We start from the raw sequence: 26319 nt of genomic DNA, 5'->3' as shown, positions 1-26319 counted from the left end.
TTTTTTTGGCCTCTACTTTCACTAGTAGAGGCCTTTTTGCTTCCTGAAAAAGGAGGAGAAGAAGATGTTAGTAAGTATAGAAATTCAAGAGATTTGGGGAGGGGAATTGCCATGTTAACGACTATCCATCAAGCAAAACCGCTTGTTCATTGTATGACCAATTATGTTGTAGCGAATTTTACTGCCAATGGGTTACTTGCTATTGGTGCTTCCCCAGTTATGGCCGATGAGGTAGAGGAAGTAGCGGATATGGTCTCTATAGCAGGTGCTTTGCTTTTAAATATAGGCACCGTAAATACCCGTACGGCCAAAGCCATGCTTGTTGCCGGGAAAAAGGCAAATGAATGTGGAGTACCTGTCGTATTAGATCCTGTAGGAGTTGGCGCAACACCTTACCGTAAAAGTGTGGTTATGGAAATCCTCGATCAAGTAAAAATCAATGTGCTTCGCTGTAACGAAGGGGAGCTTGCTTCAATTTATGGCGTGTCTTGGGATTCTCGCGGAGTGGATAGTGGCGAAGGTGATATGGATACAATCGAGGCTGCTAAAGAGGTGGCAAGGAAATATCAATGCATCGTTGTAGTGACAGGTGAAGTGGATTTTATTACAGACGGGCAAGAGGTAACGCATGTGCATGGCGGAAATAGTTTGGCAACCCGAGTAACTGGCACAGGCTGCTTGTTAAGTGCGATTTGTGCAGCAGTTTTAGCAGCGAGTAAACAACCGATGCTAGAGTTGGCCACTACACTAAAACAATATAAACAAGCAAGTGAGCAAAGCGGAGAAGAGCTGGGAGCATTCCAGATTAATTTCATAAATGCACTTCAAAAAATGGCGGAGGGACATCAATGATTGCCTTAACAATAGCTGGTTCAGATTCTGGTGGCGGTGCGGGGATTCAGGCGGATATTAAAACGTTTCAGGAGCTTGAGGTATTTGGCACAACAGCAATTACGGCATTAACCGCCCAAAATACACTTGGTGTGTATGATGTCCTTGATGTAACCCCTGCATTTTTGAAGCAACAATTAGATGCAGTTTTAGCCGACTTTAATGTGAAAGCCATTAAAACAGGAATGCTATTTTCTGCTGAACTGATTGAGGTAGTTGCCAAAATTGTGGGTAAATATAAAAATATCCCCCTTGTTGTTGATCCGGTCATGATCGCTAAAGGGGGAGAGAGTTTATTGCAGGAACAGGCAGTTGAGGCTTTAAGAACTAAGCTGCTTCCTTTAACGCTTATTTGTACACCGAATATTCCAGAAGCAGAGGTCCTGACTGGAATGACTATTCATAACGAAAAAGATATTGAGCAAGCAGCGAGAAAAATTCTAGGTATGGGTGTGCAGTATGTGGTGATGAAAGGCGGTCATTTGGACGGGGAATTTTCAACAGACACAGTTTATTGGACCGATGGTTACTTCACCATGAAGACGCCGCGTGTAGATACGAAGGACACACATGGCACAGGCTGTACATTTTCAGCAGCCATTACAGCGCAATTGGCAAAAGGATTATCGATTGAAGATGCCATTATTGAAGCGAAAAAATTTATACATTTAGCGATTTCTAATCCGTTATCCATTGGCCATGGACATGGACATGGCCCTACTAATCATTTTGCTTACAAGCGTACACTTGGAAATTGTGAGGTAATAGTCTATGAATCCTGATGTTTTGAATGTGTATTTTATCATGGGAACGGTAAATTGCGTGGAGCCACCGCTAGATACTCTTGAACAGGCTCTGCAGGCAGGAATTACTTGCTTCCAATTCCGGGAAAAGGGAGAAGGGTGCTTAAACGGTGAAGCTTATGAGACGTTTGCACGTAACTGTCAAAAGCTATGTAAGGATTATGGAGTGCCGTTTATCGTTAATGATGACGTCGAGCTTGCATTAAAGCTTGATGCAGATGGGATTCATGTCGGACAGGATGATTTGGCAATCACAGAATTCCGGGCACGGGCGGAAAATAAAATCATAGGTGTCTCTGTACATAACGAACAAGAGATGGAACTTGCTGTTCGAAGTGGTGCAGATTATGTGGGAATCGGTCCTATCTATCCAACGAAATCGAAGAAAGATGCAAAGCCCCCTGCTGGACTGGGATTTTTGAAGAAGGTAAGAAGTCAGTATCCATCATTTCCGATTGTTGCGATTGGTGGGATCAACGAAATGAATGCCTCAGAAGTACGATTAGCGGGTGCTGATGGGATATCTGTCATTTCCGTAATTTGTGAAAGTTCAAATGTAGAGGGAACAATACAAAAACTTAGGGGGGCGCGGGGATGAAGCTACATGAACAGACAGTGCTAATAACAGGGGCAAGCAGAGGTGTGGGAGAAGAGCTTGTGAGAGCATTTGCTAATGAAGGGGCAAATGTCATTGTTAACTATTATAAGAGTAAGGAAAAAGCGCAAGCCTTAGCAAAAGAGCTTGGGGATAGAGTTATTGCTTTGCAAGCCGATATACGGAACAAACAGGAAGTAATCCAAATGGTGGAAGCGGCAAAGCAGTATTTTCAAAAACCAGTTACGACGGTTGTTAATAATGCACTGATTGATTTTGAATTTAACCCACTTACACAAAAAAATGCCTTCGAACTAAGCTGGGCTGACTACAATAAGCAATTTGAAGGAACAATTCAAGGGGCACTTAATAGTATTCAAGTTTGTTTAAATGATATGAGAGAGCTAGGCTTTGGGCGGGTAGTTAATATTGGGACGAATCTTTTTCAAAATCCTGTGGTAGCCTACCATGAATATACTACAGCTAAAGCGGCATTACTTGGCTTTACTCGAAATATGGCAAAAGAGTTAGGCCCTTATGGAATTACGGTAAATATGATGTCTGGTGGTCTTTTAAAGCAAACAGATGCAAGTAAAGTCACAACAGCGGAAGTCTTTCAAATTATCGAATCCTCTACGCCCTTGCAAAAGGTGACAACACCCAAGGAATTAGCAGAGGTCGCCTTATTTTTTGCTTCTCCATGGGGACGAGCAATCACCGGTCAGAATCTCGTTGTAGATGGTGGCCTGGTGATGGATTAAAAAATCCAACAATAACTGAAACATTTTCTCCCCTCTTTGCGTATGGAAATACAGAATATGTAAATGAGGAGGCGTTAGATGGGTTCTTTAGATAAAGTAGAGCTTGCAAAAAGGGATTTGAAAAAAAAGCATCCAATAGAAAACTTTTTATTAAAACATCAAAATAAACTAATGATAGCTGCAGGCATATATATTTTACTTTTCTTTGTTATGGCATTTATAAATCAAATAATTGGATTACTTATATTCGGACCTATTTTACTATTGGTTGTCATAATAGGCTTTATTCTAAATCTTATTATTTTTTATAGTAAGGTAGATACTTTGCGAGAGTTTATCTTCTCAAAAAAATTATTTCATATAATTTTTATTTCTTCCATGATAGTGCTGGCACTATACTTAGGAAGGGAACAAATTTATGATCTCCCCAATTATGTGAAAAATAATTTTGAAGTTTATGTTGGTAGCCCAACTGAAATTGAAATTCGTTACGGTGATAAGGGGAAAGCTAGATATAGTACTACTCACTTTATCCTTCAAAATGGAGAAGATGTTTTTTATCGAGGAAAAATTGAAGACCTGGATCCAACACATGAATACGAAATAGAGTATTTACCAAATAGCAAGGAAATCACCGAGATAAATAATCTAACAACGGGTGAAAAGTGGAGGCATCGTTAAATGTAATGTCTTTGGCTTGTTTACCTATCAAGACTTTAAACAAATCTAGAGCACATCTCTTAGGAAATGTGCTCTAGTAATTGTGCATCTATTGGATTTTCAACACTTTAAACTTTAGCCACAGTCATTAGCTCCTGAATTTTTTCAACTAAATTCAGAACGAGGAATCCATTCCCTTCAGAGCTTTTACGATTTCCTAATGGTAAAGTACGTTTAATAAGCTGGGCATAAATCTCTACCTCACTAAGAGATCGACCAAACTCCTTCTCACTCAAAATAATCAGTAGTGCTACAGCTCCTGCAATATGAGGCGTAGCCATGGATGTGCCTGATAGAGAAGCATATTTGTTTCCTAAGTAAGTAGACATAACTTCTACTCCAGGAGCCACCAAATCGATCTCTTCGTTGGTATTTGTAAATGGAGCAAGTGCCAAATTATTATCTACAGCCCCAACTTGAATGACTTCATTATATTTTCCAGGATAAGCATATTCAAAAGTGTCTTCACTATTATCGCCTTCGTTTCCAGCCGCGACAACAACAGAGATATCTTGGCTAACTGCCTTTTGGATGGCTTCATGCATTTCTGGTACATCCTCAGGACCGCCAAGAGACATAGAGATGACACGTACTCGTTCTTGCTCGGGTCCTCGCCACTCGATTGCATAGTTAATGGCGTTGATAATCCAATCATAATTACCTGCACCTTCTCCAGTTAATGCTTTTAAGCTTAGAATTTTGGCTTTAGGAGCAACTCCTACAACACCTTCATTATCTAAACTAGCGGCAATCGTGCCAGATACATGAGTACCATGCCCATTATTATCTTCAAATATATTAGGGTCTCCGTCATAATCGGAAGTAAAATTTCGTCCATCGATGATTTGATCTTTGAGGTCGGGATGATCCGTGTCAATACCAGTATCAATTACTGCAATTACAATGCCTTCACCTTGATTGCTATCTTCCCAAATCGAAGCTGCTTCAACTAAATCTACCCCTTTTGGTATTTCGTTTGTGTTTTCTACAACCGACTCAACAGTGAAAGGAATTAATTTGACCTGTAATGGATTTTGAATCATTCTTCATCCGCTCCTTCTATTCAATTGGGAAGTTACTATAAAGTAATTAACTCCCTTGTTTATATAGGTTCAACAAATTATTCTCCATTCCTTCTGCAAAACAAAAGATAAGACTTTCGAACTCGTAAGCTTTAATAGTTGGGTTTTTTCTACTACAGGAGCTTTGTGCAGATGGTTTTGTTTGCTTACATAAACATGCTTAAGCGGATTTTGGGACATGATATAAACAAAGGAGGGAATAATTATGGCGCGAAAAAATAAAATACTTGTACCAGAAGCTCGTCAAGGACTAGATCAGTTGAAGGCAAAGGTAGCCGGCACTGCTGATCCAGAACAAGCTAAATACGAAATTGCACAAGAAGTAGGTGTCCCCTTAAAAGAAGGATATAATGGCAAGCTAACTTCTGAACAAGCAGGTAAAGTTGGCGGACGACTTGGCGGGAATATGGTAAAAGAGCTTGTAAGAATGGCTCAAGAAAATTTAAATAAAAATCAATAAAGAAAAAATCTCTCGCCATTTTTGGTGAGAGATTTTATTTGAATTCTAACCCGGGAAATAAAATGCTAAAATAATTTCCTGAAATGATAGTTAAAATGATGGTAATCCATTTTTAAATGGATTCTTCCATTCCATTAAAGTACCGTAATTTAAGGATTCCTCATCCTCCAAGTAATTTTCCACCACTGCTATTGGCAGACGTCCACATTTCAATAAGAATGAAATGACAGGGTCATATAATTCTCCACTAACTATTTTGTCTATATATTCCTGAGCTGAGAGCTGATGAGCGTTTTTGTGGTAACCTGGCATTCTACCACCGCCAAGCAAACGATCTAATCCCTTTTCGATCACAACATGGTACATTGCCTGCATCATGATTTTGCCTAGACCTAAAGAACGAAAGGCAGGTCGAACACTTATATCTACGATGTAGAGCGTATTACCGTTTGGATTATGATTTGTAATATAGCCGCCAGCTGTTGCTTCTTCCCATGTATGGTTTGGATGTGCTGGGTCAAATAGTGTACAAACGCCCGTTAAGGAGCTGACAACGTTCCCATCGATTTCAATACACAAGGCACCTTCAGGAAACAATGTAACATGATTGGTTAATTGCTCTTTATTCCACCACAGCTCAGAGGGGAAGGGTGGAGGAAAGCATTCCCTTTGAATATCGATTAATTCATCGAAATCTTTTTCTGTATAATTTCGCACCACAATTCGTACAGGTTCCCCATTATCAAATAATATTTGTTCACTTCGATACAAAGGTTTCACCTCGCTTTCTATCGTTTATCCGTTCTAGCTTTTATGACCAATCTGTATAAAGGTCAGTGCGGCGATCTCTCCAAGTTGTAACAGAGCCCTTTTCGCGAACCTTTTCTAGTAGCTCGATATCAAGATCGGCCGTTACGAGCATATCGTTGTTTATTTCTCCTTCAGCTAAAAGGCCTTTTGGAGGGAATGGCACATCGTTTGGTGTAATGATTGCTGCTTGACCGAAGTTTGCGCGCATGAAGTCAACAGTTGGTAGGGCACCGACTGTTCCAGTTAACACGACATATACTTGGTTTTCGATAGCGCGGGCATGGCTTGTATATCGAACGCGATGGAAGCCGTGACGGTCATCTGTACATGATGGACAGAAAATCACATCTGCTCCCTTAGCTTTTGCCATACGGACAATTTCCGGGAACTCGATATCATAGCAAGTCAAAATGGCAATGGTCCCTTTTTCTGTTTCAAAAACCTCTAAGCCCTCCCCGGCAGACATATTCCATTCATGAACTTCCGTAGGTGTGATATGTAGCTTTGCTTGTGTACCGACACGCCCATCCGGATAGAATAAATGCGCTGTATTACGAAGCTTCCCATCTACATTTACAACATGTGTACCCGCAATAATATGGACATTATACTTTTCGGCAAGTTCAGTAAATAATTCGAGGTACTGGTCGGTAAAGGCTGGAAGATCATCAATAGTTAAGGATTTACCACCTTCTCCTTTAATAGAAAGCAATTGCGTTGTAAAAAACTCCGGGAATAATATAAATTCCGTTTCAAATTCTAAAGCAGCCTTGATATAGTGCTCACTTTGATGGGCAAAATCTTCAAAGGATTCGATTGTATGGAGATGATATTGAACAGCAGAAACTCGTAATTTCATAGACAACCCCTCTTTTATTTGTATTTGATAGCTCTATTATAGAAAATTTTATCCCCAATGTATGCTAATACGCATTCGAAAAATCATCCGAGAAGGATATTGTAATTGTGTATACTTATGTATACAATTGTATACAAGAGGTGGTTTTTTTATGATAAACGAAGAGAATAATGAGAACCGTGAAGAGCGAAAAGCTAGAAGGGAGCATCATGGTCGACATGGTAGAGGTCATCATGGCGCTAAAACGTTTAGACGCGGTAGAGCATTGGCGTTTTATGAAATATTAATCGTAAAGCGAGATACCTTAAAGCAACAATTAGACTCTCCCGAATTGCAATCCATTCAACAGGTGATTGCAGGTGAGTTAAAGGCAACAGAAGCAATTATGAATGATTTCAAAGCGGCCTTTGAATTAGATGAGATTTCTCATGTGGATGCCAAGAAGGAAGATTAAAAGGCTTCTGAATTACTGACATTAAATCAAAATCTACTAAAAGAGTCATAGTGAAAGAGAGAAGGTACTACATGCAAGCAGTATTATCCTTGAAAAAATATTTAAAGCCATATATGGTCTTTGCAATCATTGCCCCTGTAATGATGCTGTTGGAGGTTGCGATGGATTTGGTGCAGCCTACAATCATGCAGCATATTATCGATAATGGGATTGCAAAAGGTGATACAGCCTATGTTTTCCAAATGTTTGGACTCATGATTTTATGTGCTGTTATCGGCTTAATCGGTGGGGTAGGCTGCTCCATATATGCTTCTAAGACAGCGATTAACTTTTCGGCAGATATTCGGCAGGATCTATATGAAACGATTACTTATTTTTCTAATAGTAACAAAGACCGTTTCACACTTGGAAAACTAATCACAAACATTACGAGTGATGTCGAAATGCTACAAAGAGCATTAACCATGCTTTTAAAAATGTTTATAAGAGGGCCATTTACTTTTATTGGAGCAATCGTCATTGTATTTTTAACAGCCAGAGAGCTATTTCCGATTTTACTAGTGGTTGTTCCCATTCTGGCCTTTGCTATTTTCTTTTTTACAAGACTGTCAGGAAAGCTATTCTTAAAGGTTCAAGAAGCAGTGGATGGGGTAAATATCCGAGTGCAAGAGAATCTGGCTGGTATTCGTGTCATTAAGGCATATAACCGAAAGCATCACCAAATTCAGCAATTTACATCGGTAAATGAAAACCTGATGAAACGCAACATCCACGCCGATCAAATTATCGGTATTTTAATGCCCTTAACAGCCTTTGTGGTTAATATGGGGATTATTGCAGCTCTTTGGATGGGCGCTATTAAAGTAGAGAATAGCACGATTGAAGTAGGGGTTATTTTAGCTTTCATAAACTATCTGATGATGATTATGGGCGGACTAATGGGCTCCTCCTCCGTACTAATGCAGATTGCTCGTGCAATTCCAAGTGCGAAACGTATTGTGGCAGTGCTTGAGGAGCAATCTGAAATAACGAATCTAGAGAATCCTGTGCTTACACCTATTAAAGGGGAAGTAGAATTTGACCAGGTTAGCTTCGCCTATAACAAAAACAACGAGCCGGTTCTAAAGAATATCACCTTTAAGGCAAAACCAGGGGAGACAATCGGGATTATTGGAATGACGGGGAGTGGAAAGTCATCTATTATCAATTTGATTCCGCGAATGTTTGACGTAGATAAAGGTGTTATTAGAATAGATGGCCTGCCTATTAAGGAATATGACCTGTCAATGCTTCGAGGGGCTATTGGCTTTACTCCTCAAAAAGCAACCTTATTTTCGAGAACAATCGAAGAGAATGTTAGATATGGGAATAACGAAGCAACGATGGAGGAATTTATAGAAGCCTTAGAAGCCTCCTGTGCCTTTGAATTCGTGGAAAAGCTCGATACCAAAGAACAATATAGAGTTACCCAAGGTGCTACGAATCTCTCGGGCGGGCAAAAGCAACGTCTTGCAATGGCTAGAGCCTTGATACGGAAGCCTGCTATTTTAATTTTAGATGATACAACCTCTGCAGTAGATAGTATCTCAGAGAAAAGAATTCAAAAAGCGATTGAAGAAAACTTCCGTGAAAGCACAAAATTCATCGTCTCTTCTAAAATTTCCTCGCTTCGCCATGCCGACAAGATCTTAGTATTGGATGATGGCGTCATTGTTGGGCAAGGGACTCATGAAGAACTGCTTGAAAAGAATAAAGCCTATCAAGAAATTGTATCGACACAATTGGTTAGAGGAGGGACTTTACATGAATAAACCGCCTGGAAGACCGGCTGGACCTCCTCCAATCGGCAGACATCCTGGACCAAGATTTAACGGTCCAGCAGAAAAAGCAAAAGATCAAAAAGCGACCTTGAAAAGAATCTGGACGTACTTAAATAAACAAAGAATAGGTTTAATCAGCTCTATTTTCTTTGTAGTCGTATCCACTCTTTTAAGTTTAGTTGGACCATTAATGATCGGGATGATAATCGATAACTATATATTAAAATTCGACCTTAATGGTGCAATTCGAATGGTATTAGTTCTTGCAGGAATTTATATTATATCTGCTGTATTTACCTGGTTGCAGACCTTTATGATGATACGGGTCTCGCAAAAAACGATTCGAGAACTTCGTCAAGATTTGTTTGAGAAGTTTCAATCCCTACCGATTTCCATTTTTGATAAGCGTCAACAGGGCGATTTAATGAGCCGAATGACAAATGATATTGAAAATTTAAATGCTGCTGTCTCACAAAGTGTGATTCAAATCGTATCAACGGTATTATCTGTAGTCGGTACGGGAATCGCAATGTCCTATTTAAATTGGATTTTAGCGATTGTTACATTGCTGGTCATTCCTATTATTATTGGGTCGACAAAGCAAATTATTAAGCGTAGTAGTAAAAACTTCTCTCAAAGACAAAGAGATTTAGGAAGCTTAAATGGGTTTATCGAGGAAACGATTTCGAATTCCCATATCACTACTTTATTTGGTAAAGAAGAGCAGGCTGTTGCTCAATTCAAAGAGGCAAATGAGAAGCTGCGCACGTCTGCTCTAAAGGCAGATATTACTTCTGGGTTCCTTGGCCCTATTAATAACTTTATTAATAACCTAGGGATTGGTTTAGTTATTGGTGTTGGGGCATTGCTTGCAATAGGTAGTCTGGGGGTAAGTGTAGGGGTCATTGCATCCTTTGTTACGTACACAAGACAATTTTTCCGTCCAATCAACCAATTATCAAATCTATTCAACACATTCCAATCGGCTATTGCCGGGGCCGAGCGTGTATTTGAAATATTAGATGAACAAAATGAAGTAGCAGATGTACCGAATGCGATAAGTAAAGATCGATATGATGGGGATGTGGAGTTCCGTAATGTAGAGTTCTTCTATCAACCCCAAAAATCAGTGCTTCACAACATTTCATTCCGGGCAAAGGCTGGGGAAACCATTGCCCTCGTTGGTCCTACCGGTTCCGGGAAAACATCTATTATTCAGCTGCTTAACCGTTTTTATGATGCAAAACGTGGAGGAATAATGATAGATGGTAATGATATTAAGGCATATCAAATGGAGAATTTGCGAGATCATATCGGCGTAGTTTTGCAGGATACGTATTTGTTTTCCGGGACTGTTAGGGAAAACATTCGCTATGGGAAGCTAAATGCTACCAATGAAGAGGTGGAAAGAGCTGCGAAAATTGCCTATGCCCACAATTTTATAAAATACTTACCACAAGGCTATGATACAATGCTTGTTTCTGGAGGGATGAATTTAAGTCAGGGGCAACGTCAGCTTATAGCCATAGCGCGGGCGATTTTAGAAGGTCCAGATATTCTAATCCTAGATGAAGCAACCTCGAGTGTTGATACGATGACAGAGGTACACATTCAAAAAGGGTTAAACAATTTAATGCAAGGTCGTACTAGCTTTGTAATCGCACATCGATTAAAAACGATTGAAAATGCCGACCAAATACTCGTTATAAAAGATGGCGAAATTTTAGAGCAAGGAAATCATGATAGCTTAATGATGAGTAATGGTTTGTATGCTTCGCTCCAAAATCAATTGCAGGTGCAGTAGAAGTTAAGGTGGATTTTGTGAATTTTGGCATATACTCACAAAAGAGGCAACTTTAACAGTAGACGGCTTTATAAAATTTTCACGAAATTTAGCCTTTAATATTATTAAAATAATCCCATGATAAGTAAATATTTAGGACATGCTAAACATAAGTTGTTAAGCGTGTCCTTTTTAATATTTTTCATACCTAAAACACTTTTTGGAAATAAGAAAGTTCACGCATACTCGTCCTAATTTTTGCGTATAGTAGTGAAAAAGGTTGCAAAAGGTGGTGTAAGAGCTTGAAAAGATGGATTGCACTAGGTGTTATATTGTTAGGGTGTTTGTGCCTTGTTGTTTATGAGACAAGCGCATCGGATCGAAGTTTCTTTTTACCTGAACCATTAGGTGGCGTTAAGATTGTTATTGATGCTGGTCATGGTGGAGTTGATGGTGGGGCTTCGTCTGGAGAAATAATTGAAAAAAATGTTACCTTAGCAATTGCACAAAAGGTAGAAAAACAATTAAAGCGTTTAGGTGCTGAGGTTGTTATGACGCGCTCGACAGATGGAGATGTATTAGATGAGCATGCACCAAGCGAGGAATTCTCTACTTTAAGAGAAAGAAAAAAGGAAGATATCTTCCTACGTTCAAATCTTGTTAGCAAAAATGAACCAGATATTTTCTTGACGATTCATGCTAATGCTATTCCAGAAGAAAAATGGAGAGGTGCACAAGTCTTCTATCATAAGGATGGGCATCAGAATAGTGAGCTTTTAGCAAAATCGATTCAGTCAACAATCAAAGAATCATTGCAAAATACAGAACGCGAAGCACTAGCCATTAAACAAATATATCTTCTAAAGAAAGCAGCTGTACCTGCTGTACTAGTTGAAACGGGCTTCCTAAGTAATCCAGAAGAACGTGATCTACTAGCAAGCCAAGAGTACCAAGAGAAGATGGCGGCTGCCATCGTTACCGGCATCGAGAGCTACGTAAACCTAGAATTCGAATAAAAAAATGTGATTATTATGTATGATAACCAATGCAAATTGCCAGAACCAATCTGCAAAGAAAATACATAATGATACGTTTAAACCCACTCACAAATCGTGAGTGGGTTTTTAAATTGTGTGAGAATTGTTTGTGTACCAGGTACACAAACAATTCTCTTTTAATTAAATGTAAATATTATTAACAGCATGATAATAAGTGTAAAAACCTTCCAAATTCATCGTTTTGTCCAATTAGATGTGGTTGAATAGATGTAGTTCATGAAGGAGGTTATTGTATGGGTTACATCGAACTGATGGGCATTTCAAAATCCTATAACAAGCAAAGTAACGTGTTAAACGGAATTGATTTAACAATTGAAAAAGGTGAGTTTTTTGTACTGGTCGGTCCTTCTGGTTCAGGGAAAAGCACGCTGCTTCGAATGATTGCAGGACTTGAAGAAATTTCAGGAGGTACTTTAAAAATTAGTGGGGAAATTGTAAACCATCTTCCTCCGAAGAACCGCAATCTATCGATGGTCTTTCAAAACTATGCATTATATCCACACTTATCCGTTGAGCAAAATATATTATTTGGTCTGCATGCTAAAAAAATTGATAAAGAAATACAAAGGAAGAGGCTAGAAGAGACGGCTGAGATGATGGGGTTAAGTGAACTTCTAAAACGCAAGCCGAGAGAGTTGTCTGGTGGACAAAGACAGCGTGTGGCCCTAGCTCGCGCGGTTGTTAGTGAAGCGCCACTTTGTTTAATGGACGAGCCATTATCAAATTTAGACGCCAAGCTACGTGCGAATATGCGAATTGAAATTCGTCGCCTCCAAAAAAGATTAGGACTAACGATGGTCTATGTAACACATGACCAAGTGGAAGCCATGACAATGGGAGATCGCATTATGGTGCTAAATGACGGCATTATACAACAGGTTGGCGAACCAATCGAGCTTTATAATAAGCCAGCCAATTTATTTGTGGCTACCTTCATCGGCTCACCAAAAATGAATTTGGGAAAAGCGGTTTTGAAGGATTCAAAGCTATTAATAGAAAATGCATTAGAGGTCCCGTTAGAACAAATGGAGGTGCCAACGAGCTTACAAAATCGGGATTTAGTAATTGGCCTCCGTGCAGAGCATATGCCACATGGTTCTGAGCAGCACCAAATTCAAAAAGTTGAAATCGTAAATGTCGAGCATTTAGGAAATGAAACATTGATCTCTTTTGAAGTGGGGACAGAGCTATGGACAGCAAAATGGCTTGGACAATGGTTAGTGCAAGTAGGTGACATAGTGCCTATACATATCTCCGTAGAAAACATGTGCTTCTTCGATGCTGACACAGGCTGCTTAATTCAAGAAGCGGCATTTAGTCAAAAGCAAGAGGTTGTGAGCAAATGAGTATGACGAAACCGATGCCCGATGCACTTGAAATTCAGGAGATTAATTTTGAAAGCGTGAAAAGGAAACAAAGGGTGAAGAGCTTTACAAAGGGCATGCTTTTCCTTTTACCATCCATTGTTTTGTTTGGCGTATTTTTATTCTATCCCTTATTTAAAACGATGTACCTAAGCTTTTTCTTAACTAATGCAAGAGGTGAAACAACAGTCTTTGTCGGCCTACAAAATTATATCGAAATGTTCACCTCTCCCATATTCCACCAGAGTATGAAATCGACGTTTTTATTTGTTCTCTATACTGTTCCAACAACGATTATTATTGCTCTTTTATTGGCAGTATTAGCGAACGAAAAGCTAAAAGGAATTGGCTTTTTTAGAACAATTTTTTCATCAACCATGGGGATTTCAGTAGCTGCCGCTTCCGTATTTTGGCTCTATATGTTCCATCCTTCTATCGGCTTTTTAAATAGAATTCTAAATTTAATAGGACTCGAATCCATCGGTTGGTTAACAGATCCTAATTGGGCTTTAATAGCAGTTGCCGTTACAACAATCTGGATGAATCTAGGATTTACCTTTTTAGTCCTGCTAGGCGGTCTGCAATCCATTGATTCCTATTTATATGAAAGTGCAGATATTGATGGAGCGGGCTATTTTTATAAGCTAAGACGAATCACGATTCCAATGCTTTCGCCAACACTATTTTTTGTTATTACAGTAACTATTATTAATGCATTTCAAACGTTTGGACAAATCGATATCCTAACACAGGGTGGTCCTCAAAACACAACGAATCTAATTGTTTACTCGATTTATCGAGAAGCCTTTTCAAACTATCAATTTGGAACTGCGAGTGCCCAGGCAATTGTCTTATTCATCATCATATTAGTAATGACGATTATTCAATTTAAACTTGGTGAAAGGAAGGTTCATTATCAATGACCATGCCAATCAGCAAAAAAATTCTATTTTATTTTCTACTTTCCATCGCAGCACTTGTCGTATTCGCACCAGCATTAATGGCATTTGTCATGAGCTTTATGGAGAACAAGGATATTATGACGGGGACCATCCCCCAATCCCTATCCTTTGATAATTATTTAAAGGCATTTGAGCAATTTCCGTTATTAAAATATTTATTTAATAGTTTAGTAGTCTCGATTGTCATAACAATCGGTCAATTGGTTCTGTCGAGTTTGGCTGCTTATGCCTTTGTGTTCTTGGAATTCAAGGGGAGAGATATGCTGTTCTTTCTATTTATAGCAACAATGATGGTTCCCTTTGAAGCATCGATTATTCCCAATTTCCATATCATTCGAGATTTGAACTGGATTGATCAGTATCCAGGGTTAACCGTGCCGTTTTTCGCTACAGCATTTGGCACATTCCTACTTCGCCAGAACTTTAAGCAAATACCGAAAGAGTTAAGGGAAGCGAGTCAAATTGTTGGGATGGGAGACTTTAAATTCTATTTAAAGGTTGTTTTACCCGTTGCCAAAACAAGTTTAGTAACACTTGGCGCATATGGGTTCCTAACCTCATGGAATATGTATCTATGGCCATTACTTTCAACTACAAATGACACTGTGAGAACAGTACAAATTGGCTTAAAGCAATTACAAACCCAGGAGCAGTTAAATGACTGGGGTGTCATTATGTCAGGTGCCATTATCGTTATTATTCCGACACTAATCTTATTGTTCCTTGGTCAAAAACAATTACAAAAGGGTTTAACAGAAGGGGCAATTAAGTAAAGCTCAATCAGCTATTGTCTTAGTCAAAGCAACACTAGAAACTGGTTTATCCCTTTTGAAAATCAAAAGGATAAATAGATAGATTATTAAATGAACCAAAAAGGAGTAGGAAAATGAAAAAACAATTTTTACTATCATCTTTAATGGTGCTACTTGTTGTATTTTTGGCAGCATGTAGTTCAAGCGAAAGTTCAGAAACAGAAGCAGAGGCAGAAGCAAGCACAGGTTCGGGTAATGAATCAGAAACAACAGATAACTCAGAGTCAAAAGCAAAACAAGTCGTAACATTCTGGCACTCAATGGGCGGTGCAGGTCAAGAAGCATTAAATGCGATTGTTGAATCATACAATAGCTCTCAAGATGAAATTCAAGTAAATGCAGAGTATCAAGGTACTTATGACGAATCTTTAACAAAATTTAATGCCGTTGCTGGTAGTGATAGTGCACCAACAATGATTCAAACATTTGAAATTGGAACAAAAGCAATGATCAATAGCGGACAAATCGCACCGATTCAAGAATTTATCGATGCAGATGGATACGATATGAGTGGACTAGAAGAAAATATTACGAATTACTATTCGTTGGATGGTACGTTTTATTCAATGCCATTTAACTCTTCAACTCCTGTAATGTATTACAACAAAGATGCTTTTGAAGCAGCAGGACTGGATCCGGAAGCTGCACCAGAAACATTTGAAGAAATTATCGAAGCTAATAAAGCAATTGCAAAGGCGAACCCGAAAATGAAAGGCTTCGCATTACAGGCTTATGGCTGGTTATGGGAGCAATTACTAGCGAACCAAGGCGCACTACTTTTAAACAATGACAATGGTCGTTCAGAAACACCTACTGAAATTGGTTGGTCAGAAGAAGAAGGAAAATCAATCTTCAACTGGGTGAAACAAATGGTCGATGACGAAACTTTTGCAAACTATGGTACAAATGGAGATAACATGGTTGCAGGATTCTTAGCAGGTGATGTAGCGATGTTCTTACAATCTTCTGCTAGTTCAAGAGATGTTATTGATAATGCACCATTTGAAGTAGGTATTGCTTATTTACCACATCCTGAAGAAAAAGAGCGTCAAGGTGTTGTTATCGGTGGTGCAAGTCTTTGGATGATTGATAGTAAACCTGAAGAAGAGAAAAAGGCGGCATGGGAATTCATGAAGTTCCTACAAACTCCAGAAGTACAAGCTCAGTGGCATGTTGGAACTGGTTATTTTGCTATCAACCCATCAGCCTATGGTGAACAGGTTGTAGTAGATGCTTACGCAGAAAAACCACAATTACAAGTAACGGTGGATCAATTACAGGATACAAAATCTTCATTTGCTACTCAGGGTGCATTAATGGACATGCTACCAGAAGGTCGTAAAATCATGGAGACTGCACTTGAAACAGTCTACAATGGTGGAGATGTCGATGAGGCCTATAATACGGCGGTTGAACAATTTAATGCAGCAATCCAAAAAGCTAATGCTGCACGCGGTGAATAATTAAACCTTAAGAATAAAGCGAGTTTTTCTCGTTTTATTCTTTTTCAATATGTAAAATTAAAATGTACAAACAAAGTAAAATCACAGCTATACATACATAGAATAAACAAATGAAAAAAAGGAGTGTAATTCACGAGTGAGAAAGACAATGAGAATATTTTTATATGCACTATTAATCGTGTTACTCCTTTGCCTCTTTGGCTTTCTTGGTAAGGGGAAACCAGAAGCCGAAGAAGCACCAGTACCTGGAGTTGTAGCCTCTCCTAAAATATTTGCCCATCGCGGGGCGGCTAATCAGTTTAATGAAAATACGATTAAGAGCTATAAAATTGCGAGCATGGAAGACGTTGATGCACTTGAAATCGACCTGCGTATGACAAAGGATAATGTGTTAATTGCCATGCATGACGAAACTATTGATCGTACGACAAATGGGACGGGAAGGGTAAGTGAGCTAACTCTTAGGGACATAAAATCCTACGTCACTTTAGGATTATATAACGGAGAAATAACAATGGAGGAAATCCCGACACTAGAGGAAGTGTTTCAAACCTTTGGTAGTACGCAAAATTATTACATTGAAACTCGTCTTGTCTATGGAGAAACTGTTATGGAAGAAGTGCTCGTTAAAATGCTAGCCAATCATCAATTATTGGATAAAGAAAAAGTGGCTATCCAATCCTTCTCAGAGGAAAGCTTAGAAAAAATGGCAGAGCTTGCGCCAGATTTACGCTTAACATTATTATTTAGAGAGGGCGAATTTGATTTAACAAAAGCGTTAGATGTCGATTTCCCAGTAATCGGAATGGAATCAACAGATGCTACCCTTGATGCGGTAAATGCATTGCACCGAAAGGGAAAAGAGGTGCATGTATTTTTTAATAATCCAGAGACACTGGAAGAACAGCAGGAAAAAATGAAACAGTTCAATATTGATGGATACTTTACTGATAACATCTCCTACACAAAGCGTTTGTTGGGCAAGTAGTTATAGTGGAGAACAAGCTAAATAAGTAGTAGAATTACACTATGTTATACTAACATTAGAAACAAAAATAGGGGAGTGTTTCAAGTGATAAACGAACAACAGGTCCGTGAAGTTTTAGGACAATTACAAGATCCTTTTTTACATAGAACGTTTGCTGAAACAAATGGCATCATAAACGTATCCATTAAAGAAGAAAAAAATCATGTCAGTGTAAAAGTAGCAATAGCAAAAACAAATACACCAGAACAAATGCAGCTGCAAATGAAAATTGTTGACACCCTAAAAGAAGCTGGTGCTAGCACTGTAGGGATTCGTTTTGAGGAGCTATCTCCTGAAAACCTAGAACAATTCCGAGGTAAAGCGACTGAATCAGAGGTACATGATTTACTATCTCCATTATCTTCAGTTCAATTTTTAGCAATTGCTTCAGGTAAAGGCGGCGTAGGGAAGTCAACGGTTTCAGTAAACTTAGCTGTAGCTTTAAGCCGACTAGGTAAAAAAGTTGGACTAATTGATGCCGATATCTATGGATTCAGTGTTCCAGATATGATGGGAATCCAAGATATGCCTGTTGTGAAGGATGACCGAATTTACCCTGTTGAACGTAAAGGCGTAAAGGTTATTTCAATGGGCTTCTTTGTGGAAAATAATGCGCCGATCGTTTGGCGTGGACCGATGCTTGGAAAAGTATTGGATCAATTCTTCCGCGATGTAGAATGGGGAGATCTTGATTACCTACTATTAGACTTACCGCCTGGAACAGGGGACGTAGCATTAGATATCCACCAAATGCTTCCTTCTTCTAAAGAAATCATTGTCACAACACCACATCCAACTGCTGCCTTCGTTGCGGCTCGTGCGGGTGCTATGGCATTACAAACAAACCATGATATTCTTGGGGTTGTGGAGAATATGGCTTGGTATGAATCTAAATCCGGAGAGCGTGAATACGTGTTTGGCCAAGGTGGCGGACCGAAGCTTGCTGATGAGTTACGTACAGAATTATTAGGTCAAATTCCACTTGGACAACCTGATTGGACAAATGAAGATTTTGCACCGTCTGTTTATGAAGAAAATCATCCGGCTGGTAAAATTTATTTAGAGGCAGCTCAAAAAATTATCGATAAATTAGCTAAATAAGCATATTAAAACGGATTGTACCTTAAGAGGATACAATCCGTTTTCCTTTATGAACCGCCGCCACCCGACTCTTCTTCTTCAGAGCCGCCGCTGCCTCCACTTTCGCCACCACCAGATTCACCGCCACCTTCTTCAGATTTTCCGCCTGAAGTAGCTTCGCCGCTTTCCTTAATAAGCTGTTGCCATTTCGTTTGTAAAAGAGGGTTTTCGATCGTCTGCATAACAACCTCCTCCATTTGCTTACGAAGAGGGGTGCTTTTTAAGACTGTTTCGAGCTCTTTTTGCATTTCAGACTGACCGAAGAAAGAAATAAGATCTTCCTGGTACGTTGCATCTTTTATTAATTCTTTCATGATTTCTTTTTGCTGTTCCTTCATACTTTTAGCTATATTCTCTTGGAATGACGGATCTTCAAATTGTTTATTCCAAAATTCTTTAGAATCCTCAGAAAGTAACGTTGTATTAATTGCTGATTGCACTTCATCGTGCTCCAGAACAATTAGATCACGGAAGCTTGGATCTTGCAGTAATTGACGAATTGCTTTTTTACCATCTTCCGTCTGAATTGAGTCCATCATGATTTTTTTAACTTCCTCGTAGGAAAGCGTCTGGTTGGCTGGTTCAGAACAACTGGCAAGCAAAAGAACGACGAACAATAAGGGAAATAAACGTTTAATCAATTTTCTCAGTCCTTTCTTAAAGGCTCTCTCTTTCAATTATTGTTCACAATCACTTCGCATAATATGTATCGGATTGTGACTTCGATAGCTTTTTTCAGAATGCATTGTTAAAATGAAAAATGGAGCTTTAAAAATATTGCAGTTTTAAATCGATTGGGTAGTACATCAATGGTGTTTCTCCTTGTCTGATAAATAAAGTACAAATGCTTTAGGATATCCTCGGCTTGCATGGATGTGTTTGGCTCCCAGTTATTTACTATGTGGGAATAGATCCTTTATATGGATCAAAGTATTTATAAATGGAGGACGTTTAGTCGTGACAATACGAAATTGGGTCAAATTTTTCTTAATGTGTATGCTAATAGGCGGTGTTGTTACTGGTATTGCTGGAATCTTTGTGCGTTGGAGCTTCTTTCAACCATATCTAGCAGCTGGGCATTTTGGTGAATTTTTTGCTGCCTTTGGATGGATGATATTATTAGGATGTACGATGAGTGTTATTGCTCAAGCGGGATTCTTTGCTTATTTAACACTGCATCAAGTAGGTGTAGGTATCTTTAAAACCTTGACTTTATGGAACTGGGTACAAATGCTGCTAGTTGTCATTCTTCTTGTGGATTTAGTTGTATTCCGTTTTGCTCCAAGTGCTGACGGTGCGAAGGATTGGTTATTTTATATTGGCTTATTAATGTTCTTGATTTTTGCAGCTATTGCTACAGCAATTAAAAAAGTACAACTAACAGGAAAAAAACATGTACTAGTGTCCGCAATCTTCTTCATGATTGTAATAACTTCTCTTGAGTGGATAATTGCATTAATGGGTCGTCAAGGTAATATCGATACATACGTTGCTTTATTATTGTTCCCGTTGGTTGCAGTTAATGCATATCAATTATTGTTATTGCCGAAATATAATTCAAAATCAGATGAAGATCGCAAAAAATTGGAAGAACGTAGAAAAGAACGTAAGCTTGAAAAGAAAGCAAAATCAACGAATGCTAAGGCATAAGAAAGAGGCTAAAACCATAATTTTAATGGTTTTAGCCTTTTCTATTTTTTGTCCTTATTTTGGAATTTTTTTCGTCTTAATAGTATATCCAAAAACATTTTCTTCTATTGAAACGAATTTTTCGCTTTCGATTAACTTTGAATACTCTTCAAAATTAGGTTTACTGTTTTCGTGTAGCTTAAGTGAGTAAATACCACCGTCAGATTTTTTATATGTTTCTTTAGAGTAAATCATGGATGGAGACAGTAAATTAATTTCTTGATTAAATACAGTTTGTTGTAGGTTTGTTTCAAATTCATAATCTGAAGTCATAAACCAAAGAGGTTTGTTATTGAAATGTTTTTCATAAATCTGTAAGTCTTTGTTAAAATCATCGAGGCTATAGTTATTTTTCGCCCCCTTACCACCTAGAAGTCCAGTTGGGATGTTCTGTTTTTTTATTTGCGCCACTATTTTAGGTGAACGGGCAATCCAATCTGCATCAAGCATTAATAATGGATAAGGCTGTTTTAATGTTTGTAGCCATTCCTCTAGACCATCGTGAGAAAAAGAAATTTCTACAATTAAAGATTGTCCATAATTTCCTTTTGAAATTATTAGTGGTTCATCAGTAATGCGAAACACAGATATAATTGAATCGCGCTGTGGGTATACGAATAATGTTACAATCACCACTAATACTACTGTTACCAAAAGTTTGCGAACCATGAATCTACCCCTTTTATTAGCTAATTTTAAAAATGAAAAATAGAGTCTCATAAAAAACTTATGAAATAGTGTTGACTTTAATGAATAAAACGGTGTATTATAGAAAAGTCGTCACAAGATGACACGACAATGTAACGAAATGAACCTTGAAAACTGAACAACAAAACGTTAATGAACATAGTTTCTTCTATTAATTTAGAGAAACAAAATTTTGGACATCAAAATTGATGCCAGCAGATGTTTGTCGGACATTTATAATGTCCGGTACAAAATTTGAGCTAATCAAATTTTCTCTTTTATGGAGAGTTTGATCCTGGCTCAGGACGAACGCTGGCGGCGTGCCTAATACATGCAAGTCGAGCGGACTTTAGAAAAGCTTGCTTTTCTAAAGTTAGCGGCGGACGGGTGAGTAACACGTGGGCAACCTGCCCTATAGTTGGGGATAACTCCGGGAAACCGGGGCTAATACCGAATAATACATTCCTTCTCCTGTTGGAATGTTGAAAGATGGTTTACGCTATCGCTATAGGATGGGCCCGCGGCGCATTAGCTAGTTGGTGAGGTAACGGCTCACCAAGGCGACGATGCGTAGCCGACCTGAGAGGGTGATCGGCCACACTGGGACTGAGACACGGCCCAGACTCCTACGGGAGGCAGCAGTAGGGAATCTTCCACAATGGGCGAAAGCCTGATGGAGCAACGCCGCGTGAGTGAAGAAGGTTTTCGGATCGTAAAACTCTGTTGTAAGGGAAGAACAAGTACAGTAGTAACTGGCTGTACCTTGACGGTACCTTATTAGAAAGCCACGGCTAACTACGTGCCAGCAGCCGCGGTAATACGTAGGTGGCAAGCGTTGTCCGGAATTATTGGGCGTAAAGCGCGCGCAGGTGGTCCTTTAAGTCTGATGTGAAAGCCCACGGCTCAACCGTGGAGGGTCATTGGAAACTGGGGGACTTGAGTGCAGAAGAGGAAAGTGGAATTCCAAGTGTAGCGGTGAAATGCGTAGAGATTTGGAGGAACACCAGTGGCGAAGGCGACTTTCTGGTCTGTAACTGACACTGAGGCGCGAAAGCGTGGGGAGCAAACAGGATTAGATACCCTGGTAGTCCACGCCGTAAACGATGAGTGCTAAGTGTTAGGGGGTTTCCGCCCCTTAGTGCTGCAGCTAACGCATTAAGCACTCCGCCTGGGGAGTACGGTCGCAAGACTGAAACTCAAAGGAATTGACGGGGGCCCGCACAAGCGGTGGAGCATGTGGTTTAATTCGAAGCAACGCGAAGAACCTTACCAGGTCTTGACATCCCATTGACCGCTATGGAGACATAGCTTTCCCTTCGGGGACAGTGGTGACAGGTGGTGCATGGTTGTCGTCAGCTCGTGTCGTGAGATGTTGGGTTAAGTCCCGCAACGAGCGCAACCCTTGTTCTTAGTTGCCATCATTTAGTTGGGCACTCTAAGGAGACTGCCGGTGACAAACCGGAGGAAGGTGGGGATGACGTCAAATCATCATGCCCCTTATGACCTGGGCTACACACGTGCTACAATGGACGGTACAAACGGTTGCCAACCCGCGAGGGGGAGCTAATCCGATAAAACCGTTCTCAGTTCGGATTGTAGGCTGCAACTCGCCTACATGAAGCCGGAATCGCTAGTAATCGCGGATCAGCATGCCGCGGTGAATACGTTCCCGGGCCTTGTACACACCGCCCGTCACACCACGAGAGTTTGTAACACCCGAAGCCGGTGGGGTAACCCTTTTGGGAGCCAGCCGTCGAAGGTGGGACAGATGATTGGGGTGAAGTCGTAACAAGGTAGCCGTATCGGAAGGTGCGGCTGGATCACCTCCTTTCTAAGGATTATTAACGGAATGGTTGACCTTCTGAGGTCAAACCAACATTAACGTTTTGTGTTCAGTTTTGAAGGTTCAGTAATGAAACTTCAAAATGTGCTCCTGCCGCGAAGAATAAGCAAAGAGGTAACTCAAAGCTATCGTCGCAAATCTGCACGGAGTAATATCACTGATGTTTAATCACGATGTGATTGAAGTCAGCTGATTTGTTCTTTGAAAACTGGATAAAACGACATTGAAAGCAACAAAATTCAAGTAATTGATTGTGTAGTTCTTAAGTCTTTTCTTTTTAAGAAAAGCAGTAACTAATCTTTATAGGTTAAGTTATTAAGGGCGCACGGTGGATGCCTTGGCACTAGGAGCCGAAGAAGGACGGCACTAACACCGATATGCTTCGGGGAGCTGTAAGTGAGCTTTGATCCGGAGATTTCCGAATGGGGGAACCCACTGTTCGTAATGGAACAGTATCTTGACGTGAATACATAGCGTCTTGAAGGCAGACCCAGGGAACTGAAACATCTAAGTACCTGGAGGAAGAGAAAGAAATTATTCGATTCCCTGAGTAGCGGCGAGCGAAACGGGAAGAGCCCAAACCAAGAGGCTTGCCTCTTGGGGTTGTAGGACACTCAACATAAGAGTTACAAAGGAATGAGTTAGACGAAGCGACCTGGAAAGGTCCGCCGTAGCGGGTAAAAGCCCCGTAGTCGAAAGTTCATTCTCTCTTGAGTGTATCCTGAGTACGGCGGAACACGTGAAATTCCGTCGGAATCCGGGAGGACCATCTCCCAAGGCTAAATACTACCTAGTGACCGATAGTGAACCAGTACCGTGAGGGAAAGGTGAAAAGCACCCCGGAAGGGGAGTGAAATAGATCCTGAAACCGTGTGCCTACAAGTAGTTAGAGCCCGTTAATGGGTGATAGCGTGCCTTTTGTAGAATGAACCGGCGAGTTACGATTACGTGCAAGGTTAAGCTGAGAAGGCGGAGCCGTAGCGAAAGCGAGTCTGAATAGGGCGAATGAGTACGTGGTCGTAGACCCGAAACCAGGTGATCTACCCATGTCCAGGGTGAAGGTGAGGTAACACTCACTGGAGGCCCGAACCCACGCACGTTGAAAAGTGCGGGGATGAGGTGTGGGTAGCGGAGAAATTCCAATCGAACCTGGAGATAGCTGGTTCTCTCCGAAATAGCTTTAGGGCTAGCCTCGTGATTGAGAATACTGGAGGTAGAGCACTGTTTGGACTAGGGGGGCATCTCGCTTTACCGAATTCAGACAAACTCCGAATGCCAGATATTTATACACGGGAGTCAGACTGCGAGTGATAAGATCCGTAGTCAAAAGGGAAACAGCCCAGACCACCAGCTAAGGTCCCAAAGTAATCGTTAAGTGGAAAAGGATGTGGCGTTGCTTAGACAACCAGGATGTTGGCTTAGAAGCAGCCATCATTTAAAGAGTGCGTAATAGCTCACTGGTCGAGTGACGCTGCGCCGAAAATGTATCGGGGCTAAACGATTCACCGAAGCTGTGGATGGAACATCTTAGATGTTCCGTGGTAGGAGAGCGTTCTAAGTGCGTTGAAGTCAGACCGGAAGGACTGGTGGAGCGCTTAGAAGTGAGAATGCCGGTATGAGTAGCGAAAGATGGGTGAGAATCCCATCCACCGTATGACTAAGGTTTCCTGAGGAAGGCTCGTCCGCTCAGGGTTAGTCGGGACCTAAGTCGAGGCCGATAGGCGTAGACGATGGACAACAGGTTGATATTCCTGTACCACCTCCCCGCCGTTTGAGTAATGGGGGGACGCAGTAGGATAAGATAAGCGTACCGTTGGTTGAGTACGCCCAAGCAGTAAGGCGTGGAAGTAGGCAAATCCGCTTCCTGTAACGTTGAGCTGTGATGGGGAGCTCTTATGAGCGAAGTATCTGATTTCACGCTGCCAAGAAAAGCCTCTAGCGAGGCGGGAGGTGCCCGTACCGCAAACCGACACAGGTAGTCGAGGAGAGAATCCTAAGGTGTGCGAGAGAACTCTCGTTAAGGAACTCGGCAAAATGACCCCGTAACTTCGGGAGAAGGGGTGCTCTCAGCAATGAGAGCCGCAGTGAATAGGCCCAGGCGACTGTTTAGCAAAAACACAGGTCTCTGCAAAACCGTAAGGTGACGTATAGGGGCTGACGCCTGCCCGGTGCTGGAAGGTTAAGAGGAGGGGTTAGCGCAAGCGAAGCTCTGAATTGAAGCCCCAGTAAACGGCGGCCGTAACTATAACGGTCCTAAGGTAGCGAAATTCCTTGTCGGGTAAGTTCCGACCCGCACGAAAGGCGTAACGATCTGGGCACTGTCTCAACGAGAGACTCGGTGAAATTATAGTACCTGTGAAGATGCAGGTTACCCGCGACAGGACGGAAAGACCCCGTGGAGCTTTACTGTAGCCTGATATTGAATTTTGGTACAACTTGTACAGGATAGGTAGGAGCCAGAGAACTCGGAGCGCCAGCTTCGAGGGAGGCGTCGGTGGGATACTACCCTGGTTGTATTGAAATTCTAACCCATGCCCCTTAGCGGGGCAGGAGACAGTGTCAGGTGGACAGTTTGACTGGGGCGGTCGCCTCCTAAAAGGTAACGGAGGCGCCCAAAGGTTCCCTCAGAATGGTTGGAAATCATTCGTAGAGTGTAAAGGCACAAGGGAGCTTGACTGCGAGACCTACAAGTCGAGCAGGGTCGAAAGACGGGCTTAGTGATCCGGTGGTTCCGCATGGAAGGGCCATCGCTCAACGGATAAAAGCTACCCCGGGGATAACAGGCTTATCTCCCCCAAGAGTCCACATCGACGGGGAGGTTTGGCACCTCGATGTCGGCTCATCGCATCCTGGGGCTGTAGTCGGTCCCAAGGGTTGGGCTGTTCGCCCATTAAAGCGGTACGCGAGCTGGGTTCAGAACGTCGTGAGACAGTTCGGTCCCTATCCGTCGTGGGCGTAGGAAATTTGAGAGGAGCTGTCCTTAGTACGAGAGGACCGGGATGGACACACCGCTGGTGTACCAGTTGTCTTGCCAAAGGCATCGCTGGGTAGCTATGTGTGGACGGGATAAGTGCTGAAAGCATCTAAGCATGAAGCCCCCCTCAAGATGAGATTTCCCATTACGCAAGTAAGTAAGATCCCTCAAAGACGATGAGGTAGATAGGTTCGAGGTGGAAGTGTGGTGACACATGGAGCTGACGAATACTAATCGATCGAGGACTTAACCAAAATCTTGA

22 protein-coding genes and 2 rRNA genes are annotated in these 26319 nt (G+C 40.9%); 19 read left to right on the top strand and 5 right to left on the bottom strand.

Annotation, left to right across the window (positions count from 1 at the left end):
* Positions 1 to 111: 111 nt before the first annotated feature.
* From thiM to LG296_RS18525, 5 genes are all read left to right on the top strand, one after another.
* Positions 112 to 852 carry a hydroxyethylthiazole kinase gene (gene thiM / locus LG296_RS18545; protein ID WP_404427245.1) on the top strand — a complete coding sequence of 247 codons (741 nt, stop codon included), beginning with the start codon at positions 112 to 114 and terminating at the stop codon, positions 850 to 852.
* Positions 849 to 1673 carry a bifunctional hydroxymethylpyrimidine kinase/phosphomethylpyrimidine kinase gene (thiD, locus tag LG296_RS18540; protein WP_107932355.1) on the top strand — a complete coding sequence of 275 codons (825 nt, stop codon included), beginning with the start codon at positions 849 to 851 and terminating at the stop codon, positions 1671 to 1673. Before thiM ends, thiD begins: the two co-directional genes overlap by 4 nt.
* Positions 1663 to 2292 (top strand): thiamine phosphate synthase, encoded by a 630-nt coding sequence (gene thiE, locus LG296_RS18535; protein ID WP_107932357.1) that lies wholly within the window; start codon positions 1663 to 1665, stop codon positions 2290 to 2292. The genes thiD and thiE overlap by 11 nt, the downstream gene beginning before the upstream one ends.
* Entirely contained in the window at positions 2289 to 3050 is a 762-nt protein-coding gene (locus LG296_RS18530) for a 3-oxoacyl-ACP reductase (protein ID WP_107932359.1), read from the top strand. The genes thiE and LG296_RS18530 overlap by 4 nt, the downstream gene beginning before the upstream one ends.
* Before the next feature lie 78 nt (positions 3051 to 3128).
* Positions 3129 to 3731, top strand: a complete 603-nt coding sequence (locus LG296_RS18525; RefSeq protein ID WP_107932361.1) for a hypothetical protein — start codon at positions 3129 to 3131, stop codon at positions 3729 to 3731.
* A 107-nt stretch (positions 3732 to 3838) separates the two neighbouring features.
* Here the strand turns inward: LG296_RS18525 and LG296_RS18520 are convergent, their stop codons facing one another.
* On the bottom strand, positions 3839 to 4813 hold the full coding sequence (locus tag LG296_RS18520) for a S8 family peptidase (RefSeq protein WP_107932363.1): 975 nt from the start codon (positions 4811 to 4813) through the stop codon (positions 3839 to 3841).
* A gap of 244 nt (positions 4814 to 5057) precedes the next feature.
* On the opposite strand from LG296_RS18520, the gene LG296_RS18515 reads away from it, so the two are divergent.
* On the top strand, positions 5058 to 5312 hold the full coding sequence (locus tag LG296_RS18515) for an alpha/beta-type small acid-soluble spore protein (protein WP_107932365.1): 255 nt from the start codon (positions 5058 to 5060) through the stop codon (positions 5310 to 5312).
* Positions 5313 to 5402: 90 nt separating this feature from the next.
* Here LG296_RS18515 and LG296_RS18510 read toward each other — a convergent pair whose 3' ends face one another.
* Both LG296_RS18510 and LG296_RS18505 read right to left on the bottom strand, forming a co-directional pair.
* Positions 5403 to 6083, bottom strand: coding sequence for a GNAT family N-acetyltransferase (locus tag LG296_RS18510; RefSeq protein WP_107932367.1), 681 nt, complete (start codon positions 6081 to 6083; stop codon positions 5403 to 5405).
* Between the two features lie 40 nt (positions 6084 to 6123).
* Complete coding sequence (locus LG296_RS18505) at positions 6124 to 6981, bottom strand: carbon-nitrogen hydrolase family protein (protein WP_107932369.1); 858 nt, start codon at positions 6979 to 6981, stop codon at positions 6124 to 6126.
* Positions 6982 to 7132: 151 nt separating this feature from the next.
* On the opposite strand from LG296_RS18505, the gene LG296_RS18500 reads away from it, so the two are divergent.
* From LG296_RS18500 to LG296_RS18455, 10 genes are all read left to right on the top strand, one after another.
* Entirely contained in the window at positions 7133 to 7435 is a 303-nt protein-coding gene (locus LG296_RS18500; protein ID WP_235867569.1) for a 2-keto-3-deoxygluconate kinase, read from the top strand.
* Between the two features lie 71 nt (positions 7436 to 7506).
* Complete coding sequence (locus LG296_RS18495; protein ID WP_107932370.1) at positions 7507 to 9246, top strand: ABC transporter ATP-binding protein; 1740 nt, start codon at positions 7507 to 7509, stop codon at positions 9244 to 9246.
* A complete protein-coding gene (locus tag LG296_RS18490) occupies positions 9239 to 11059 on the top strand; it encodes an ABC transporter ATP-binding protein (RefSeq protein WP_107932372.1) in 1821 nt (606 codons plus the stop codon). The genes LG296_RS18495 and LG296_RS18490 overlap by 8 nt, the downstream gene beginning before the upstream one ends.
* A gap of 281 nt (positions 11060 to 11340) precedes the next feature.
* Positions 11341 to 12054, top strand: a complete 714-nt coding sequence (locus LG296_RS18485; RefSeq protein WP_107932374.1) for an N-acetylmuramoyl-L-alanine amidase — start codon at positions 11341 to 11343, stop codon at positions 12052 to 12054.
* Positions 12055 to 12329: 275 nt separating this feature from the next.
* On the top strand, positions 12330 to 13442 hold the full coding sequence (locus LG296_RS18480) for an ABC transporter ATP-binding protein (RefSeq protein WP_107932376.1): 1113 nt from the start codon (positions 12330 to 12332) through the stop codon (positions 13440 to 13442).
* 14 nt (positions 13443 to 13456) lie between these two features.
* Positions 13457 to 14383: a carbohydrate ABC transporter permease gene (locus LG296_RS18475; RefSeq protein ID WP_202973770.1), complete on the top strand. Its 927-nt coding sequence runs from the start codon at positions 13457 to 13459 to the stop codon at positions 14381 to 14383.
* A 2-nt stretch (positions 14384 to 14385) separates the two neighbouring features.
* Positions 14386 to 15195, top strand: coding sequence for a carbohydrate ABC transporter permease (locus LG296_RS18470; protein WP_107932419.1), 810 nt, complete (start codon positions 14386 to 14388; stop codon positions 15193 to 15195).
* Positions 15196 to 15308: 113 nt separating this feature from the next.
* A complete protein-coding gene (locus LG296_RS18465; protein WP_107932378.1) occupies positions 15309 to 16697 on the top strand; it encodes an ABC transporter substrate-binding protein in 1389 nt (462 codons plus the stop codon).
* A 136-nt stretch (positions 16698 to 16833) separates the two neighbouring features.
* Positions 16834 to 17685 (top strand): glycerophosphodiester phosphodiesterase family protein, encoded by an 852-nt coding sequence (locus tag LG296_RS18460; protein WP_107932380.1) that lies wholly within the window; start codon positions 16834 to 16836, stop codon positions 17683 to 17685.
* Between the two features lie 84 nt (positions 17686 to 17769).
* Positions 17770 to 18825, top strand: coding sequence for an Mrp/NBP35 family ATP-binding protein (locus LG296_RS18455; RefSeq protein WP_107932382.1), 1056 nt, complete (start codon positions 17770 to 17772; stop codon positions 18823 to 18825).
* A gap of 47 nt (positions 18826 to 18872) precedes the next feature.
* Here the strand turns inward: LG296_RS18455 and gerD are convergent, their stop codons facing one another.
* Positions 18873 to 19481: a spore germination lipoprotein GerD gene (gerD, locus tag LG296_RS18450; protein ID WP_251398865.1), complete on the bottom strand. Its 609-nt coding sequence runs from the start codon at positions 19479 to 19481 to the stop codon at positions 18873 to 18875.
* A gap of 340 nt (positions 19482 to 19821) precedes the next feature.
* On the opposite strand from gerD, the gene LG296_RS18445 reads away from it, so the two are divergent.
* The gene (locus LG296_RS18445; protein ID WP_107932384.1) at positions 19822 to 20514 is read left to right on the top strand and encodes a KinB-signaling pathway activation protein; all 693 of its coding nucleotides are present in this window, start codon (positions 19822 to 19824) and stop codon (positions 20512 to 20514) included.
* Positions 20515 to 20568: 54 nt separating this feature from the next.
* Here LG296_RS18445 and LG296_RS18440 read toward each other — a convergent pair whose 3' ends face one another.
* Entirely contained in the window at positions 20569 to 21222 is a 654-nt protein-coding gene (locus LG296_RS18440) for a hypothetical protein (RefSeq protein ID WP_107932386.1), read from the bottom strand.
* Between the two features lie 295 nt (positions 21223 to 21517).
* On the opposite strand from LG296_RS18440, the gene LG296_RS18435 reads away from it, so the two are divergent.
* Together LG296_RS18435 and LG296_RS18430 are read left to right on the top strand one after the other, a co-directional pair.
* A 16S ribosomal RNA gene (locus LG296_RS18435) occupies positions 21518 to 23071 on the top strand.
* 317 nt (positions 23072 to 23388) lie between these two features.
* Positions 23389 to 26311: ribosomal RNA gene (locus tag LG296_RS18430) — 23S ribosomal RNA — on the top strand.
* Together the 16S and 23S rRNA genes form the textbook arrangement of a ribosomal RNA operon.
* Positions 26312 to 26319: the final 8 nt, after the last annotated feature.

Origin of the sequence: Ureibacillus chungkukjangi (assembly GCF_044795995.1) — a bacterium.
Classification (GTDB): domain Bacteria; phylum Bacillota; class Bacilli; order Bacillales_A; family Planococcaceae; genus Ureibacillus; species Ureibacillus chungkukjangi.
This window is presented reverse-complemented; position numbering and strand designations above follow the sequence as displayed.